Below are 17,287 nucleotides of genomic sequence, written 5' to 3' on the forward strand. Positions count from 1 at the left end.
GATCATGAAAAACAACCTTATCGCCTTGGTATTCATCGCCTTGTTGAGTTCGTGCGACAAAGAACTGGATGTAAAACCCGATAGCCAGATCACGGCGGCCTCGTTCTGGAAAACACAGGAGGACGTGGTCGGTGCCCGCAGCGGCATGTACGCCCGTTTCCGCGACTTTACGAATTTTAACCTGTATTACCTCGGGGAAGCCCGCAGCGAAATCATGGGAACTGGTATTCTGAATGCCGATTTCCGGATTCCGTATTTTCAAAACCGGTTGCACAAAATTACCGCGCCCGGACCGGATTGGGGCAGTATCTATACGGTAATTCACGACATTAACCTGATTCTGAAATACGCGCCGGGTATTGCTTTCACGTCGGAAAGCAACAAGAATACAGTTCTGGCCGAAGCCTACACGCTGCGGGCGTACCTGTATTATGTGCTGGTGCGGACCTGGGGCGGAACACCCCTGCTGCTGGACCCGACCGAGTCGTTCGATCCGGGCACGATCTACAAACCGCGGGCCAGTGAAGATGAAATGTTTGCCTTGATCACCGCCGATCTGACCAAAGCGCTGGAGCTTTTTCCGGCCAACACCTACCCAGCCAAACGCGGAGCCTGGTCGAAACCGGCGGCCAATGCGTTGAAAGGCGATGTGTATCTCTGGATTGCCAAACGGCGCAACGGGGGAGAAGCCGCCCTCAATACCGCTCTGGCGGCTTTGCAGGAGGTTCAGAAAAGTGACGTGGCCCTGCTGCCGAATTTTGCGGATGTGTTCACTTATACCAACAAAGGCAACAAGGAAATCGTGTTTGCGGTCCGCTACCAGGATCTGGAAGCCATCAACAATTACAGCGGGGATATGTACATCCGCGACAGCGACCTGCCGCCGGGAACGGATGCCGAAACGCTGAAGAAAATTGGACTTGGGGGCGGTATGAACTGGTGGGCACCGTCTGAAACCATGCGGAAGCAATTTACGTCGGACGACAAACGCAAGGACAAATCATTTGTAGAAATTTACTCGAAAAATGCGCAGGGTGCCCCGGTATTTTACACGTCGGCCATGACCAAGTTCAACGGGTTTGTGGATGCCAATGGTCGCCGGTTTCTGGATGATGTCATCATTTATCGGTACGCCGATGTGCTGCTGATGATTGCCGAAGCCAAAAATGCTTTGGGCCAGGACCCGTCGACTGAAATCAACCTGGTGCGGCAGCGGGCTTACGGTGACCAGTTTGAAAAGCACAAATTTGTGACCGGCACCAAAGCCGCCAACGACGACGCCATTCTCAAAGAAAGGCTGTTCGAACTGGCTTTTGAAGGCAAGCGCTGGTGGGATCTGGTTCGGTTCAACAAAGCGTTCGACCTGGTTCCGTCGCTTGCCGACCGCAAAGGCCAGACCAACCTGTTGCTCTTCCCGCTTTCCGAGACCGTGATGAGCCGCAACTCCAAACTTGTTCAGAATCCAGGCTATGAATGACGGTTTACGGTTTTCAGTATTCGGTTTACGGTACCTAACGCACGCTTTTTGACAAGTTTATAATTGTGTTAGCTAGACCGCGTTAGCTCCCGTAAACCGAATACTGAAAACCGTAAACTAAAAACCACAAACTTTAAACTACCTTCAAGTACTCAAACACCATGACCCAATCCCCAATCGGTGGCCTGTGGCCGGCCCTGTTCACCCCCGTCGATCCAAACGGAAACCCTGATTTTCAGCAACTGGAAAAAATTGTCGAACTCTGTATTAAGCAAAAACTGGACGGCCTGTACGTGCTGGGGTCCACCGGGCAGGGATTTTTGTTTTCGGAAAAACAGCGAATGGCCATCACCCAGTCCGTAATGGAAACCGTCAACGGAGCCATGCCGGTAATCGCCCAAGTGGGCGCGCTGAATACCCGGGAGTCGATCCGGCTGGCGCAGGCGGCTCAGGAACAGGGCGTATACGGTATTTCGACCGTCGGGCCGATTTATTACCAATCCGGCGTTCAGAATGCGCTCGAACACTACAAAGCGGTAGGATCGTCCATCGACATTCCTTTTTTTCCGTATCACATTGGCAATCACAGCGTTTTTGGCGGTGACGCCCGGCAATACATCGAGAAAATTCTCACCCTGCCCAACATTGCGGGCATGAAACTCACGACCCAAAATCTGTACGAAGTGAGTTTGATTCACATCCTGTCGCAGGACAAACTGGTTCTGTTCAGCGGGGCCGATGAGCTGTTCTGTCAGGCAACGCTTTGCGGAACCGTGGGGGCCATCGGAAGTTTCTTCAACCTGTGGGGAGAGGAGTGCAAATTTGTGCGGGAAGAATTTATCAAAGGGAATTTTGAGTTGGGAAACCGCTTCATGCTCACCTTCCAGGAGATCATTTACGAAGTTTTACCCAACATCTGGTCGTTTTTCCAGCAGGCCATGCTGCTCAGACACAATGTCAATATCGGCTTACCCAACCCGCCGTTGGGCTTAGGGAACGCCGAATGGAAGGAAAAAGACATTCTGAACATCTTCGAACGGATTTCGGCGGTTAGTGGCCTGGTCAGTAACTAGTTAGGGCGGTATTCGTAAATTAGAAATGACTGATTATCCTAAACACTTAACCGTTATTTCAGCATGAACGTACTGGAAATGGTACTGGTTACTGGTTTTCTGACCATAACCGGTTTGATCGTCAGTGATTCTGTTCTTGCCCAGACCGCGGGTGGTCTGGACAAATCCGGCGGAAAAACCACGGCTTCGGGTTCCTGGATTGCGGAGAAGGTTCAGGAAATGCCGGAGCAGAAAATGGGGCCGTTTGTGCGCCTGGCCGACGGCGGGATTCTGACGGTTTTCAAGACCAAAAGCTTGATTAGCAAGGATGAAGGGAAAACCTGGACGGAATACACGATCTTCAACGATCCGGAGAAGTTTGAGATCAGCGACGAACGGGCGTTGATCCGAACCAAACGGAATGTGATCATTCTGGCCTGTATGAACCTGAAAGAACGCGCCAACTGGAACTGGCAGAAGGAAATTTCGGACTCGCCGGATGCCAAGCTGCCGACCTATACCGTCCGCAGCCTCGACGGCGGCAAAACCTGGCAGGACGCGCAGAAACTGCACGACGACTGGACCGGGGCCATCCGCGACATGATCGAGACCAAAGACGGCAGCATCGTTTTTACCTCCATGATGATGCGGCACAACCCCGGACGGCATGCCGTGCTGACCTATTCGTCGAAGAACGACGGCAAAAGCTGGACCCGGAGCACCATCATCGATCTGGGCGGAACCGGTCACCACGGCGGAGTGACGGAAGCGACGCTGGAGCAGTTGAAAGACGGTCGCCTGTGGCTGCTGTTGCGCACCAACTGGGGCACGTTCTGGGAAGCGTATTCGAAAGATGACGGCGTTACCTGGAACAGCTTCAATCCCACCAAAATCAGCGCCAGTTCGGCCCCCGGATTGCTCAAACGGCTGCAGGATGGCAAGCTGGTGCTGGTCTGGAACCGCCGGTTTCCGGAGGGCCAGGTGTCATATAAACTGAGCGGGGGTGATAACCAGTGGTCGGAAATTCCGGCCAGCAACCACCGCGATGAGCTGTCGATTGCGTTTTCGGACGACGAGGGCAAAAGCTGGAGCAAACCGGTGGTTTTTGCCGAACGCGGAACCCAGCCCCGGCTTTCGTATCCCTACATTTTCGAAGAAAAACCGGGTGTGCTCTGGATCACCGTTATGCAGGGCGAGTTGCGGGTGAAGCTCAACGAAAGGGACTTTTTGCGGTAGAAATCGGCACGTAGCTCTTTAAACAGGTTATCTATGCGACTTTCGATAAGATTTTTGCGAATAACGGTTTTCTGCATTCTCATCGCCATACCGGTTTTTTCCGAAAAACCGGTGAATGATGCCGACGGCCATCTGACGATTGTCGCGTTCGGGAATTCCATTACCGCCACCCGAAAAACCATCAATCAGGTGTTTGCGCAGCGATTACCGCAACTGCTGGCCCAAAAAGGCGTGAGCGCAACGGTGATCAATGCCGGCATTCCGGGAAGCCACACGGGTCGTCAGACGGATCATAACCTGTTCAAAATCAGGCATGCCCTCGACCGGTTTGAATCGGATGTGCTCGCCGTTCATCCCGATCTGGTCATCATCGGATTTGGTATCAACGACGCTCACATCGATAGCGGAGGAGCAACGGGGCTATCACGGATTCCGCTGGAGAAATACCGGCAGAACCTTTCCTACATGATCGAGTCGCTGCAAAAGGAGGGCAGTCTGGTTCTGCTGACGGTTCCGAATTTGCTGGGCAAGAAATACCCGGATTACCAGAATGAACGCTTGCTTGAGTATGTGAACGTGGTGCGGACGTTTTCCCGGAAATACCGGACGGGCCTGGTCGATAACTACAAAGCGTTTCTGGAATACCAAAGCCGGACGGGTGTGAGTTTTGACTCCCTGATGCTCGATGGCGTTCATCCCAACGACCGGGGCCACGAACTCATTGCTGCGAATATGGCGGCCGAAATTCTGAGAATGACCAAACATACGGCAAAAATCAAATCAGCCGAAAAGCGTCTGGTTTTGCAGTTGAACCCGTCGCCGGGTAATCCGCGCAACAGCGAAGGCGATTTCGTTACCTTAAAAGACGGCCGGATTCTGTTTATTTACTCCCGCTTTGCCGGAACGTCTTCGAGTGATTTTGCCGCAGCCACGTTGGTGGGCCGGTATTCGGGCGACGGCGGCAAGACATGGACGCCGGAAGATCACCCCATCGTCAGCAACGACGGCGGTATGAACGTCATGTCGGTTTCGTTGCTGCGGTTAAACGATGGGCGAATCGCGCTGTTCTACGCCCGGAAAAATGCCATCGATGACTGCATTCCGATGATGCGGATTTCGACCGACGAAGCCGCCACCTGGAGCGAAGCCATCCCCTGCATTACCGACCGCAAAGGCTATTTTGTGCTGAACAACAACCGGGTGATCCAACTGGAAACCGGTCGGCTGGTGATACCGGTGGCCTTACACGAAACCCCGCCGGGGGCCAATTTTAACGGAAAAGGCCGCTTGTTTTCGTATTATTCCGACGATCTCGGCAAAACCTGGACCGCGAGTCAGGAAGTCGCCAATCCCAACGCCGTTACGCAGCAGGAACCGGGGTTAATTCAATTGAAAGACAGGCGGTTGATGATGATTATCCGGACGGACGCCGGGGTGCAGTATGCCGCCTATTCAACCGATCAGGGACAGACCTGGAGCCCGTCGCAGCCGACCACCATCGTGTCACCGGTTTCACCGGCCACCATCGCCCGAATCCCGGCCACCGGCGATTTGCTGATGGTCTGGAACAACAACGACACGAAAGAAGGCAATCCGATCAAAGGCCGTCGAACGCCCTTGAACATCGCTTTGTCGAAAGACGAAGGCAACACCTGGCAGCACGTCAAAACGCTCGAAGCCGATCCCGACGGCTGGTATTGTTACACGGCCATTCACTTTGTCGGCAAAAAAGAGGTACTCTTGAGTTACTGCGCCGGAAACCGCCCCAAAGGAACGGGGCTATCGGTAACCAACGTGACACGGCTTAACTTAGACTGGATTTATAACACGAAGATGTGAGGTGGATCATTCCTGAATAACTGCTGGTCGGGATTGGCAATGGCCGGGCGACCCCGTTGCAATCCGACTATTTTCAAGTTTCATTACCTATTGTCGACTAACACCACTGAAACCCATGACCAAACCATTTTTTATAGCTTTTTTCGTTCTCGTCGCCACTTTTAACACCGTCCAGGCGCAGTCCAATTCCGGCTCTACCATTGCCCTGGAATTAAATCCCGGCAACGACAACCCCCGAAACAGCGAAGGTGATTTCGTCACGCTGAAAGACGGACGCATCCTGTTCGTCTACAGCCACTACACCGGTGGCAGCACCAGCGACCACGCACCGGCGTATCTGGCGGGCCGGTTTTCGAAGGATGGCGGCAAAACGTGGACGCAGCAGGACCAGATCATCGTTGCCAAAGAAGGAGATATGAACGTGATGTCGGTTTCGTTGCTGCGGCTGAAAAACGGAAAAATCGCGCTCTTTTACCTGAAAAAGAACTCCGAGCAGGACTGTATTCCCCAGATGCGGCTTTCGGCCGACGAAGCCAAAAGCTGGAGCGAACCCATTCCCTGTATTACCGACAAGCAGGGCTATTTTGTGTTGAACAACAGTCGGGTCATTCAGCTTTCAAACGGGCGGTTGCTGATGGCCGTTGCCCAGCATCAATCCCCCGGCGGAAAATGGCAAGGCAACGGGACGCTGTACAGTTACTATTCCGACGACAACGGAGCTACCTGGAAAGCGAGTGAAGCCGTTCCAAAACCGGCGGCTATAGTTACGCAGGAGCCGGGCGTCATCGAGTTGAAAAATGGCACTATCATGATGTTCATCCGTGCCAGTGGCGGTGTTCAGCAGTTGTCATATTCCAAAGACAAAGGCCAGAGCTGGAGTCCGATCGAGCCCAGCACCCTGAAGTCGCCCCTGTCTCCGGCATCCATCGCCCGGATTCCCTCCACCGGCGACTTGCTGGTGGTCTGGAATAACAACGACGGCAGCAATCCGGAAATTAAAGATAAACGAACCCCGTTGTCGGTGGCGATCTCCAAAGATGACGGGAAAACCTGGCAGCACATTCGAACGATTGAAACTGATCCCGACGGCTGGTATTGCTACATCGCCATTCATTTTACCAAAAAAGATGCGCTGTTGGGCTATTGTGCCGGGAGCCAGAAGAAAGTAACGCATTTATCCACCACCCGGATCAATCGGCTGAACCTGGCTTCGTTGTATCAATAAACCGGTTTTTGTATGAGACCAGATTCGGACTTCTCCCGCCGGAAATTCATCAAAGCCGCCGGGCTGAGCGTCTTTCTGCCGCCGGTTTTGGCACCGGTTTTTCCCGGAACAACGGCAAACGGTGGAGAAAGCGACGATTCGAGTCCGGATTTGGAGCGAATACAAGGAGTACTGTCCCAAAAAGAGCCGGCTATCTGGTTGTTTACCGGCGACAGCATCACCCAGGGAGCCAAGCACACGCACGGGTTTCGCAGTTATCCCGAAATTTTTGCGGAGCGCATTCGCTGGGAACTGAAACGCGTGCGTGATCTGGTGGTCAATACCGGCATCAGTGGCAACGCAACCAGCCACATTCTGGGTGATTTCGACTGGCGGGTCGCCCAGTTTAAACCGGCGGTTGTCTCCCTGATGATCGGAACGAACGATTGTGCGCGGAAAGAACTAACAACGGCCGTTTTTGAGCAGAATCTGGCAATGATTGTCCTCAAAATTCGTGAGCTGGGTGCCATTCCGATTCTGCATACGCCGAGCCCGATCCTTATCCAGAAGGCCCCGGAGCGGAAGACGCTGCCGGACTACATACCGGTTATTCGCCGGGTGGCTGAAGATAAAAAGGTGATTCTGATTGATAATTACAGCCATTGGCAGACGACCACCGACGTGGATGTAAACCGGGAATGGTTGAACGATCCGTTGCATCCGGGTGCGCGGGGCCATCAGGAAATTGCCCGTCTGATGTTCAAAGTAGTATCAATTTTTGACCCGCAGGAGCCAACGTGCGGAGGACCGTATTATGAAGGGGAACACTGAAAAGGTTTATTATAAACGCCTGAACGGGGCTTTGCCGGGGCCACACGTGTTGCTTTCGGCGGGGGTACACGGGGACGAATACGAACCGATACTGGCGGCATCCGGATTGATCGAAGAACTGGAAGGCGTATTAGCCGCCGGGACGGTGACCATTGTGCCCCTGGTGAACGAGTCGGCCTACAACCGCGCCAGCCGCTGCGGGGAAGACGGCCTGGATCTGGCGCGGATTTGTCCGGGAAAGGCCGACGGTTCCGTTTCCGAGCAAACCGCCGACCAGATCAGTGCGCTCATTCGGGAGGCTGATTATTACGTCGATATGCACACGGGCGGACTGGCATACGATATATATCCCCTGGCCGGCTATATGCTTCACCCGTCGCCGGATGTGCTCGAAAAGCAGCAGGAAATGGCCATTGCGTATAATTTGCCTCTCATCTGGGGTACCGATCACCGGCCCGACGGCCGAACGCTTTCCGTAGCCCGGGACGCCCATGTTCCGGCCATTTACCTGGAATACGGCGGTGGGACCGGTATTCGGGAGCAGGTTACAAAAGCGTACCAAGCCGGTTTTATGAACTTGCTGAAATACCTGACTATGATCGATGCCCCCGCCCGGACTGTTCCAGTCGCCGACCGGTATTGGGTGGAGGATTACCGGGCTGATAGTGGCTATCTCCAGGCTAAAATGCCCTCACCCGCCGACGGTATTTTTAGTGCCGCCGTAAAACCGGGTGATCAGCTTCTCCCCGGTCAGCTCTGGGGGCGGATTGTCGATCCGGTTTCGGGAACAACCACGGACGTAAGGGCGGAAGCCGGTGGGCTGGCGTTCCTGTTGCGCACGACTGTGAAAGTAAAAAAAGGAGAAGCATTAGGCGGGATTCTGCCCATCGAAAACGCCGGTAAAACCGTGATTCATGAAGGATAAAAAAGTGGTGATCATCACCGGAGCTGCCGGAGGAATCGGTGGGGCCACGGCCACGAAATTTGCCGAAGAAGGTTTCCGGCTGGTGCTTTCGGATATTGTCCAGGAACCGCTGACTACACTGGCGGAGGAGTTGAAAAACCGCTATAACGCGGATTGTCTGGCCATTCCGGGTGATCTGGTACAGACTTCGTATCTTGAAAATCTTGTGAATCAGGCAATTCAGTACTTTGGGCGCGTCGACGCGCTGGTCAACAATGCCGCCTGGCGAACGCTGGAAACCCTGCGAACGTTGGACCTTGAAACCTGGGAAAAAACCCTGCGAATTTGCCTGACCGCTCCGGTTTTTTTGACCAAATGGGTGGCGAATCAAATGGAAAAACAGGCCGGTGGCGGGGTAATCGTCAATGTTTCCAGCATGATGGCGTCGCGGCCTTCCGGCTGCGGTCCGGCGTATATCGCAGCCAAGGGGGCGCTGGAAAGTCTGACGGCAGAACTCGCCATTACCTACGGCCGGAGCGGTATTCGGGTGGTGGGCGTTGCGCCGGGCTACATCGATACTGAACTCAGCAACGACTACGTGGATGCGGACGGAGAAAACATCAGCGCCCGGATGACGGCCGAACTCACCGATTTCATTCCGCTCGCGCGGGGCGGCAATCCCCGCGAAGTCGCCGAAGCAATCTTCTGGCTGTGTTCGCCCCAGGCGGCTTACATCAGTGGAACGACGCTCACCATCGACGGCGGTTTTAAACCCAATTTCAATTCGTATTCGATCAAGAAAACCCAATTTCCCAACGAGTTTTGAACACAATCTGGAAATACCAAAACCAACTCCCCGACGTCGATCCCCGGTTTCGTGTCGGGCTGGGTGAAGGCCAAACGCCGTTGGTTCGTTCCCGCTCGATTGGTCCGTCGCTGGGCCTCTCAAACCTGTATTTTAAACTCGAAAATCTGAATCCGAGCGGTTCCTACAAAGATCGTTTCGCGGCTGTTCTGGTCAGTGAAATGAACGCTAAAGGCCAAAAAGTCTGCATAGCTACGTCCAGCGGCAACACCGGCGCGGCTTTGTCTGCCTATTGCGCTGCCGCCGGCATCCCGTGCGTGCTGGTGGTGGTGGATGGGGCGCCGTTGCCCAAAATCCGGCAGATGCAGCTGTACGGTGCCCGTATTTTTATGGTGAGCGGTTTTGGGAAAGATGCCGCCATTACGTCGGCGGTTTTCGATGAACTTGAAAAACTGTGTGCTTCCAACCAAATACCGCTGCCAATCAGTGCGTATCGGTATTGTCCCTCCGCCATGCAGGGTGTTCAAACCATCGCTTCCGAGATTCTGGAAACACTGGAAGGTCGGGTTGATCATATTTTTTCACCCGCGGGTGGGGGAGGGCTGACATTGGCGATTACGAATGGCGTTTTGGCCGAAAAACCGCCTTCCGGATTAGTGAAAGTCAATTGTGTACAACCCGAGGGAAACGACACCATCGCGAGTGCCTTGCGGAACAACGCGCTGAAAGCCAGGGCGGTTTCCTCATCCACGACGACCGTTAGCGGTTTGCAGGTTCCGGGTGTATTGGATGGCGACCGGGTGATTGAAAACTGCCGAAAAACCGGGGGCAATGGCTATCTTGTGACGGATGAGCGGGTTTTTACGTGGCAGAAAGCCCTGGCCCAACAAGAAGGTATTTTCAGTGAACCCGCCGGAGCGGTGGCGCTGGCTGGACTGGAAGAGGCCGTTCTTCGAAAAGAAGTAAACCCCAGCGAAACCGTGGTGTGTCTGGTCACCGGCAGCGGTTTTAAGGACATGGCGTCGGTCGAAAAAAACTTCGGGTTGCCGCCGGTACAGACTGTGGATGTCGGCCAGACCATCGGATTGATTCAGCCGTTTTTGTAATTTTTAGCAACCAACAACCCGCAAGCGATGCCGACAGCAACACTACCGAAACCGTCTTTTTATCCGTGGCTCATTGTGGGTTTACTCTGTGTGGTCGGTTGTCTGAATTACCTCGACCGCATGATGATCACCACCATGCGGAGTTCCATTCTGGCGGAAATACCGATGACCGACGGACAGTTCGGCTTATTGACGTCGGTTTTTCTGTGGGTATACGGCCTCCTGAGTCCACTGGCGGGCTTTCTGGCCGACCGCTTTAACCGCAGCCGGGTCATTGTAGGCAGCCTATTTGTGTGGTCGATTGTCACCTGGTTTACGGCGCGGGCCACCACGTTTGAGGAACTGCTGCTGACGCGCGCGCTGATGGGCATTAGCGAAGCTTGTTATATTCCGGCGGCTCTGGCGCTGATTGTCGACTACCACCGGGGGGCTACCCGCTCACTGGCGACAGGCATTCACATGGGCGGCATCATGATCGGCCAAAGTCTGGGATTTGTGGGCGGCTGGCTGGCCGAAAACCACAGTTGGAACTACGCATTTGGCGTGTTTGGCATCATCGGCGTTGGCTATGCGGTCCTGCTGGCGCTGGTTCTCCGTGATCCGGTTTTACCCGAAAAGAGCTCACTGGCAACCGAGCCGGAACCGGTTATTCGTTTTGGAGCGGCTCTAACCGACCTGTTCAGTAGCCGAAATTATATCGTTGCGCTCACGTTCTGGGGACTGGGCGGTATTGTGAGCTGGCTGGTAGTCGGCTGGTTGCCAACGTATTACAAAGAGCATTTCAACTTGTCCCAAACCGTCGCCGGACTGTATGCCACGGGCTATTTTCACACGGCTTCGCTGGTGGGCGTTCTGACGGGCGGTTTTCTGGCCGATCGCTGGAGCCGGACCAACCCGCGCGGTCGCATTCTTGTTCCGGTTATCGGGTTGGTCATAGCCGCACCGGGCATCTTTATTGCCAGCAGCACCAGCGTCCTTTCCATCGCCATTGTCTGTTTCATGCTCTATGCCTTTACGCGCACTTTTCTGGATGCGAACATGATGCCGATTCTGTGCCTGATTGCCGACCAGCGGTACCGGGCAACGGGCTACGGTGTCTTGAATCTGGTGGCCTGCATCGTCGGTGGTGTGGGGCTTTATGCTGGCGGTATTTTGCGGGATGCCAACATCGATCTGAGCCGGATGTTCCAGTTTGCCGCCGTTACGATGCTGATTTCGGCCGCCTTGCTGTACACCATCAAACCAAAACCCGAAGACATTCCCGAACGTCCGGAAATGGAGAATAAACCTGTTTTAAAATGAATCTGGAAGAACTGAAAAATAAAGTATACGTGGCCGTGCTGTCGGACGTGCTCGATCAACTGGGTTATACCCACCAGGCCACCCGAATCCCGTTTCATGCCTACACCGGCATTCCCAAACTGCTGGGGCGTTGCAAAACCAGCCTGTGGGCGGATCTGTACGACGTCGATCCGAATCCGTACGAGCTGGAGTTGCAGGCCGTCGATTCCTGTCAGCCGGGCGATGTACTGATCTGTGCGGCAGGCGGTTCCACGCGTTCCGGCATCTGGGGTGAATTGCTGTCGACGGCGGCCCGCAACAGCGGTTGTCTGGGCGTGATCGTTCACGGCGGGGTTCGGGATATCGACAAAATGCGGGCGATGGAATTTCCGGTTTTTGCGACATCCCGGAACCCCTACGACAGCCAAAACCGCCAGCGGGTGGTCGATCTGGACGTGACGGTGGAAATCGACGGGGTGAAATTCCGGCCCGGCGATCTGGTGATGGCCGACGAAGACGGTATTGTGGTCGTTCCACAGGAAGTGGAAGAGCAGGTTATTGCGGCAGCCATTCAAAAAGTGGATGCTGAAAACGTCACGCGCGACGCCATCAAAAACGGGATGAAAGCCTGGGAAGCCTATCAAAAATTTGGGGTATTATGAGCAGAAAAGAAGTAGTAAGCGGGGACAACATTCCGAAAAGTCACCTGCCTTTTTCACCGGGTATCATTTCCGGTGATTACCTGTTTGTGTCCGGACAAGCCTCGGTGGACGACAGCGGAGCCATCGTCAATGATACGTTCGAAGGCGAATGCCGCCGGTCGTTCGAAAACCTGAAGCGAATTGTGGAAGCCGCGGGGGCCAGTCTCGACGATGCCGTTCAGGTTCGGAATTACGTGGGCAAGCAGGAATATCTGCCCGAATTCAACGCCATTTACCGGGAGTATTTCAAGGCACCGTTTCCGGCACGAACCACGCTCATCGGCTGCCTGGGCGATTTGCTGAAGTTTGAAGTGGATGTTGTGATTTACGTCGGAAAATAAGCCGCAACCATGCGAAAACGGATTGCCCTGCTGGGCATTTACCACGAAACCAACACCTTCATCACCACGCCAACCACCCTGGACGACTTCAAAAACGGCTACTGGTTAGCGGGCGACGCCATTCGGACGGAATACGAAGGCGCGCACCACGAAATCAGTGGCGTAATCGACGTGATTGATGCGTGTTCCGATCTGGAACTGGTGCCGGTTTTATACGCATCGGCCACACCGGGCGGTTTGATCCAGAAAGCGGCTTACGAAGCCATTCTAACCGAAATGTGGGCGGCACTCGATGCCGTTTTGCCAGTCGACGGCTGCGTCGTGGTGCCGCATGGTGCCGGAGTGGCGGAGTCGCAGCCCGATCTGGACGGATACTGGCTGGGTCTGTTGCGGAAAAAACTGGGCGACAAAATACCGATAACCGGCACGCTCGATCCGCACGCCAACGTCAGTCCGGCAATGGTGGCGGCCACGGATGCGCTGGTTGCCTATGCCACCAATCCGCACATCGACCAGCGGGCGACCGGCCGGAAAGCCGCTGAAATGGTGGTGGAAACTGTGCGGGGAAACCTTCGACCCGTGCAGCATCTGGTGCAGCTGCCGATGGCGATCAGCATTGAGCAGCAGTACACGTCGCAGGACCCCTGCCAAAGTTTGTTAGTGTATTTGAATGAAATCAGTGACCAAAACCGGTTGGTATCGGCGAGTTTGCTGCTGGGGTTTCCGTATGCCGATGTTGCCGAAATGGGCTCGGCTTTCATCCTGGTTGCCGACGAAAAAAGGGACGCCAACGCCCGGAATCTGATTCGGAAAACCGGCCAGCAACTTTCCGATTATATCCTGAACCGAAAAGAAGCGTTTAACGGAGCAAAAACCGGAATTGGCGCGGTATTGCCTTCGTTGGCGGCTTTGCCGAAACCGATTCTCATGCTGGACATGGGCGACAACGTCGGTGGGGGCGCGCCCGGCAACAGCACCCATTTGCTGGAATCGCTGGAAAATCAGGACGTTGGTCCGGTTTTTATCTGTCTTTATGATCCGTCGGCGGTTGGAGAAGCGAGCCACTACCCGGTCGGCGAATCATTCAAACTGGCCATCGGTGAAGAAGGGAAAAAATACGAAACCTGGGCCCGTCTCATCCGGCTTTCGGATGGAAAATTCACCGAATCGACGCCCAAACACGGCGGCTTTGTGAAGTATGACATGGGCGAAACCGCAATTGTTAAAACCGGAAAAGGCAACAACGTCATGCTGACAACGCGCCGGACACCGCCCTACAGCCTGCGCCAGATGACGGCATTTGGCGTATCGCCGGAATCGTTTGCCATCATCATTGCCAAGGGAGTCAATGCACCCATTGCCGCCTACGCCCCGGTTTGCCCGTCGATCGTGCAGGTCGATACGCCGGGTGTCACCCAGGCCGACATGACCCTGTTTGCGTACCAAAACCGCCGAAAACCGCTGTTTCCGTTTGAATAAGTAATTTATAGTTTACGGTTTTCAGTATTCGGTTTACGGTGGCTGACGCAAGAGTTAGAAGCGTGCATCAGCCACCGTAAACCGGAAACGGAATACCGAAAACCGTATACCCATGAAATACACCGTTAAAAAGCTTCTTGATTTGCCTTTTTACACCGAAGGGCCGGCGGTGGATCACGAAGGAAATGGGTACGTTACAACGCTCACCGGCGGAGAAATCTGGCGGCTGGATAGGGCGGGCAACGCTTCGGTTTGGGGAAAAACCGCCTGTCCCAACGGCCAGGTTAGTCTGCCAAATGGCGAACATTGGGTATGTGATCCGCAGCAGGCAACAATCAGCCGGTTTGATCGGGCTGGCAATTGTAAAGGGGCTGTTATTCAGGAGGTTTGCGCCAATACCGTTATTTATTCGCCGAACGATTTAATCATCGATTCGCGGCAGAATCTCTACTTTACCGACTCGATCCGGGCCGATGGAAAGGTGTTTTTCGTGGGTACTGACGGAACAGAACGCGTCGTTGCCAGGGGGATCGATTACGCCAACGGGCTGGTGCTTTCGGCGGATGAAACCCGGTTGTTTATAGCCGAAAGCTACCAAAACCGGGTTCTGGTTCTCGACTTGGCAGAACCGGGAATCGCTAAAAGTCAGGCGACGGTATGGGCAAGTCTTCCGGGTCATTGCTCCGGCAATCCGATTGATAACCTGCCGGATGGGCTGGCGCTCGATCATCAGGGTCGGGTCTGGGTAGCGCACTACGGCATGCAGGCGATTCAGGTGCTGTCGGCCCGGGGCGAATGGCTTTTTTCCCTTGACACGACCTTGCCGCTGACCAGCAATCTGTGCTTTCTCGAAGATCAGCCGGAGCGTCAGATGTTGCTGGTAACGGGCGGCTATGGCGAACCGGGGCCGGGCGGAGTGGTTTTAATTACAGTTTATCCCTGATTCAACGGATGATGAAATATTCTATTTATCGCTTGTCTTTTCTGATGATGCTTGCTTTGGAAACCGTAGCGCAGTCTGGGGTAGAATGGTCGGAACTGCCTCCGCTTCCGGGTGGAAAAGGCTGGGCGGGCCTGTACGCGGGCGTCAGTCATGGCGCGTTGCTCTGCCTGGGTGGGGCCAACTTTCCCGATAGATACCCCTGGGAAGGCGGGAAAAAGAAATGGTATGACGATATCTACGTGCTGGCCGACGGAAAAAACTGGCAGAAAGCGGCCGAAAAACTGCCGGAACCGTCGGGCTATGGCGTTTCGGTTTCCTACCAAAATACCATAATTCTCATTGGAGGAAGTACCGAAAGCGGGCATTTGAAGCGCGTAGTCGGCTACGAATGGAACGGGAAAAATCTGGTGAAATCCAGCTATCCGGACCTTCCGGTTGCGTTGGCCAACATGGCCGGAACGTTGGTTGGGGATGCCATCGTCGTTGCCGGAGGGGTCAGCAGTCCAACCGGAACGCCATTAAAAAAGTGCTACGGGCTGAATCTGAAAAACCGCTCGAATGGCTGGTTTGAAATTGAACCCTGGCCGGGGCCAGAACGCCAGTTTCCGGTTTGTACGGTTTATCAGGGGCAATTTTACCTCTTCAGTGGGGAAACGGTAGGCGTCAATTCCAGGGGTGAGAAATACCGGGCTATCCTGCTGGATGCGTATCGATTACATCTTGAGCCGAAAGAGGATCAGTGGGTCGGTTCCTGGCAAACGCTGGCACCGATGCCCCGGGGCATGTCGGCCGGAGGAACGGTATTGCCGGTTCTGAACAACGACCGGTTTCTGTTCTGGGGTGGGGTGGATGCCGTGACAGCGGCTTATAAAACGCCCGCCACCCATCCCGGAATTATTCAAAGTCTGCTGTTTTATTTTCCCGAAACCGATAGTTGGGAATTCATCGGGCAGCAAACCCAATTTGCTGCTCGGGTAACGCTCCCCGTGGTGTTCTGGAACAACCGCTGGCTGTACGTTAGCGGAGAAATAAAACCGGGCATTCGAACGCCGTCCGTAGTCAGCATAAAGTGAACGATCAACCACCATGAACTATCGAATTTTTCGGGATTACCGGTTTTCGCAGCTAACGCTGGGAACGGTGCAATTGGGCCTGAATTACGGCATTTCGAATTCGGAAGGAATGCCGGATCGGGCGGAAAGCTACCGAATGCTGCGGTATGCCGCGCAGGTTGGCATCAATACGTTGGATACCGCCCGCCAGTACGGTCATTCAGAGGAGATTCTTGGTGATTTTACGGAAGATACCCGTGGGGAATTTGCCCTGAATCTGGTTTCAAAGTTTAAAATCAGTCCCGCCAACCTCAGCCATCAGGAACGGGCCTGGAAGGAGGTTCATAAAAGCGTAACGGAATCCCTGACGGCTTTAAAGATCGATCGGCTTCCGGTTTGTCTGCATCACAAAGGGGCGGAACCGATGGCCGAGGTGATCAAAATCCTGCCGACCCTTTTATACCGGCTGAAACAAGAAGGGCTAATCGATATGGGCGGTATTTCGGCCTATGGTCCTGAAGATCTGAGTTATATACTGGAAGAGGACCTGCTGGAAGCCACGCAGATTCCGGTGAATATTTTCGACCAGCGGCTTTTGCAAAGCGGTTTGCTGGATCAATTACGAAGCCAGTCAAAGTTGGTATTTGCCCGCAGTGTGTTTTTGCAGGGCCTGTTTTTTATGAATCCGGCGCACTTGAAAGGCAGTCTGAAAAAGGCGGAACCTTATTTGGTTACGTTGCAAAACCTGGCGCAGCGCGCGCAAATGACCGTGGCCCAGCTCGCGTTTTCGTTCGTCCGGGATTTGTCCGCGGTCGACAGCCTGGTTTTTGGAGCCGTAAACCAGTCACAAATTCAGCAGAATATCGAATTATTGAATGGCCCGGCGATTCCCACGGCCTTGCTGGCGGAGATTCAGGATGTCTTTCAACAGGTTGAGGAAGCGATTATTACACCGGCTGTTTGGACTGTTTAAACGTCGCTCGCTAGATAGTATGAATCACGAATCTCTGGCACTTAACAGATTCGGCTGGATTCT

At 54.2% G+C, this 17,287-nt stretch carries 16 protein-coding genes; all 16 read left to right on the plus strand.

The window, feature by feature from the left end; genetic code table 11:
* The first annotated feature begins 4 nt into the window (after positions 1-4).
* The 16 genes from EHT87_RS19195 (at position 5) to EHT87_RS19270 (ending at position 17,224) form a co-directional block, all read left to right on the plus strand.
* The gene (locus EHT87_RS19195; RefSeq protein WP_124908285.1) at positions 5-1,477 is read left to right on the plus strand and encodes a RagB/SusD family nutrient uptake outer membrane protein; all 1,473 of its coding nucleotides are present in this window, start codon (positions 5-7) and stop codon (positions 1,475-1,477) included.
* A gap of 161 nt (positions 1,478-1,638) precedes the next feature.
* Positions 1,639-2,550, plus strand: a complete 912-nt coding sequence (locus EHT87_RS19200) for a dihydrodipicolinate synthase family protein (RefSeq protein ID WP_124908286.1) — start codon at positions 1,639-1,641, stop codon at positions 2,548-2,550.
* 63 nt (positions 2,551-2,613) lie between these two features.
* Positions 2,614-3,765: a sialidase family protein gene (locus EHT87_RS19205; RefSeq protein WP_229321182.1), complete on the plus strand. Its 1,152-nt coding sequence runs from the start codon at positions 2,614-2,616 to the stop codon at positions 3,763-3,765.
* A gap of 33 nt (positions 3,766-3,798) precedes the next feature.
* Positions 3,799-5,604, plus strand: coding sequence for an exo-alpha-sialidase (locus EHT87_RS31640; RefSeq protein ID WP_229321184.1), 1,806 nt, complete (start codon positions 3,799-3,801; stop codon positions 5,602-5,604).
* Positions 5,605-5,719: 115 nt separating this feature from the next.
* Positions 5,720-6,829: a sialidase family protein gene (locus tag EHT87_RS19215; protein WP_124908287.1), complete on the plus strand. Its 1,110-nt coding sequence runs from the start codon at positions 5,720-5,722 to the stop codon at positions 6,827-6,829.
* A 12-nt stretch (positions 6,830-6,841) separates the two neighbouring features.
* Positions 6,842-7,639 (plus strand): SGNH/GDSL hydrolase family protein, encoded by a 798-nt coding sequence (locus tag EHT87_RS19220; protein WP_124908288.1) that lies wholly within the window; start codon positions 6,842-6,844, stop codon positions 7,637-7,639.
* Positions 7,623-8,564: a succinylglutamate desuccinylase/aspartoacylase family protein gene (locus tag EHT87_RS19225; RefSeq protein ID WP_124908289.1), complete on the plus strand. Its 942-nt coding sequence runs from the start codon at positions 7,623-7,625 to the stop codon at positions 8,562-8,564. Before EHT87_RS19220 ends, EHT87_RS19225 begins: the two co-directional genes overlap by 17 nt.
* Positions 8,554-9,369, plus strand: coding sequence for an SDR family NAD(P)-dependent oxidoreductase (locus tag EHT87_RS19230; RefSeq protein WP_124908290.1), 816 nt, complete (start codon positions 8,554-8,556; stop codon positions 9,367-9,369). Before EHT87_RS19225 ends, EHT87_RS19230 begins: the two co-directional genes overlap by 11 nt.
* Positions 9,366-10,454, plus strand: coding sequence for a pyridoxal-phosphate dependent enzyme (locus tag EHT87_RS19235; RefSeq protein ID WP_221622044.1), 1,089 nt, complete (start codon positions 9,366-9,368; stop codon positions 10,452-10,454). The genes EHT87_RS19230 and EHT87_RS19235 overlap by 4 nt, the downstream gene beginning before the upstream one ends.
* 27 nt (positions 10,455-10,481) lie before the next feature.
* Positions 10,482-11,756 (plus strand): MFS transporter, encoded by a 1,275-nt coding sequence (locus tag EHT87_RS19240; RefSeq protein WP_124908292.1) that lies wholly within the window; start codon positions 10,482-10,484, stop codon positions 11,754-11,756.
* On the plus strand, positions 11,753-12,397 hold the full coding sequence (locus EHT87_RS19245; RefSeq protein ID WP_124908293.1) for an RraA family protein: 645 nt from the start codon (positions 11,753-11,755) through the stop codon (positions 12,395-12,397). Before EHT87_RS19240 ends, EHT87_RS19245 begins: the two co-directional genes overlap by 4 nt.
* A complete protein-coding gene (locus tag EHT87_RS19250; protein WP_124908294.1) occupies positions 12,394-12,777 on the plus strand; it encodes a RidA family protein in 384 nt (127 codons plus the stop codon). The genes EHT87_RS19245 and EHT87_RS19250 overlap by 4 nt, the downstream gene beginning before the upstream one ends.
* A 9-nt stretch (positions 12,778-12,786) precedes the next feature.
* The gene (locus tag EHT87_RS19255) at positions 12,787-14,256 is read left to right on the plus strand and encodes a M81 family metallopeptidase (RefSeq protein WP_124908295.1); all 1,470 of its coding nucleotides are present in this window, start codon (positions 12,787-12,789) and stop codon (positions 14,254-14,256) included.
* 112 nt (positions 14,257-14,368) lie between these two features.
* A complete protein-coding gene (locus EHT87_RS19260; RefSeq protein ID WP_124908296.1) occupies positions 14,369-15,199 on the plus strand; it encodes an SMP-30/gluconolactonase/LRE family protein in 831 nt (276 codons plus the stop codon).
* Between the two features lie 8 nt (positions 15,200-15,207).
* Positions 15,208-16,272, plus strand: a complete 1,065-nt coding sequence (locus EHT87_RS19265) for a hypothetical protein (RefSeq protein ID WP_124908297.1) — start codon at positions 15,208-15,210, stop codon at positions 16,270-16,272.
* 13 nt (positions 16,273-16,285) lie between these two features.
* Positions 16,286-17,224 carry an aldo/keto reductase gene (locus tag EHT87_RS19270; RefSeq protein WP_124908298.1) on the plus strand — a complete coding sequence of 313 codons (939 nt, stop codon included), beginning with the start codon at positions 16,286-16,288 and terminating at the stop codon, positions 17,222-17,224.
* Positions 17,225-17,287: the final 63 nt, after the last annotated feature.

Origin of the sequence: Larkinella knui (assembly GCF_003858645.1) — a bacterium.
Lineage (GTDB): Bacteria > Bacteroidota > Bacteroidia > Cytophagales > Spirosomataceae > Larkinella > Larkinella knui.

Coding starts and splice junctions, on each gene's coding strand:
- EHT87_RS19240 (WP_124908292.1), top strand. CDS start 10,482: ATGCCGACAGCAACACTACCGAAACCGTCTTTTTATCCGTGGCTCATT.
- EHT87_RS19245 (WP_124908293.1), top strand. CDS start 11,753: ATGAATCTGGAAGAACTGAAAAATAAAGTATACGTGGCCGTGCTGTCG.
- EHT87_RS31640 (WP_229321184.1), top strand. CDS start 3,799: ATGCGACTTTCGATAAGATTTTTGCGAATAACGGTTTTCTGCATTCTC.
- EHT87_RS19225 (WP_124908289.1), top strand. CDS start 7,623: ATGAAGGGGAACACTGAAAAGGTTTATTATAAACGCCTGAACGGGGCT.
- EHT87_RS19255 (WP_124908295.1), top strand. CDS start 12,787: ATGCGAAAACGGATTGCCCTGCTGGGCATTTACCACGAAACCAACACC.
- EHT87_RS19230 (WP_124908290.1), top strand. CDS start 8,554: ATGAAGGATAAAAAAGTGGTGATCATCACCGGAGCTGCCGGAGGAATC.
- EHT87_RS19195 (WP_124908285.1), top strand. CDS start 5: ATGAAAAACAACCTTATCGCCTTGGTATTCATCGCCTTGTTGAGTTCG.
- EHT87_RS19205 (WP_229321182.1), top strand. CDS start 2,614: ATGAACGTACTGGAAATGGTACTGGTTACTGGTTTTCTGACCATAACC.
- EHT87_RS19260 (WP_124908296.1), top strand. CDS start 14,369: ATGAAATACACCGTTAAAAAGCTTCTTGATTTGCCTTTTTACACCGAA.
- EHT87_RS19270 (WP_124908298.1), top strand. CDS start 16,286: ATGAACTATCGAATTTTTCGGGATTACCGGTTTTCGCAGCTAACGCTG.
- EHT87_RS19220 (WP_124908288.1), top strand. CDS start 6,842: ATGAGACCAGATTCGGACTTCTCCCGCCGGAAATTCATCAAAGCCGCC.
- EHT87_RS19250 (WP_124908294.1), top strand. CDS start 12,394: ATGAGCAGAAAAGAAGTAGTAAGCGGGGACAACATTCCGAAAAGTCAC.
- EHT87_RS19200 (WP_124908286.1), top strand. CDS start 1,639: ATGACCCAATCCCCAATCGGTGGCCTGTGGCCGGCCCTGTTCACCCCC.
- EHT87_RS19215 (WP_124908287.1), top strand. CDS start 5,720: ATGACCAAACCATTTTTTATAGCTTTTTTCGTTCTCGTCGCCACTTTT.
- EHT87_RS19265 (WP_124908297.1), top strand. CDS start 15,208: ATGATGAAATATTCTATTTATCGCTTGTCTTTTCTGATGATGCTTGCT.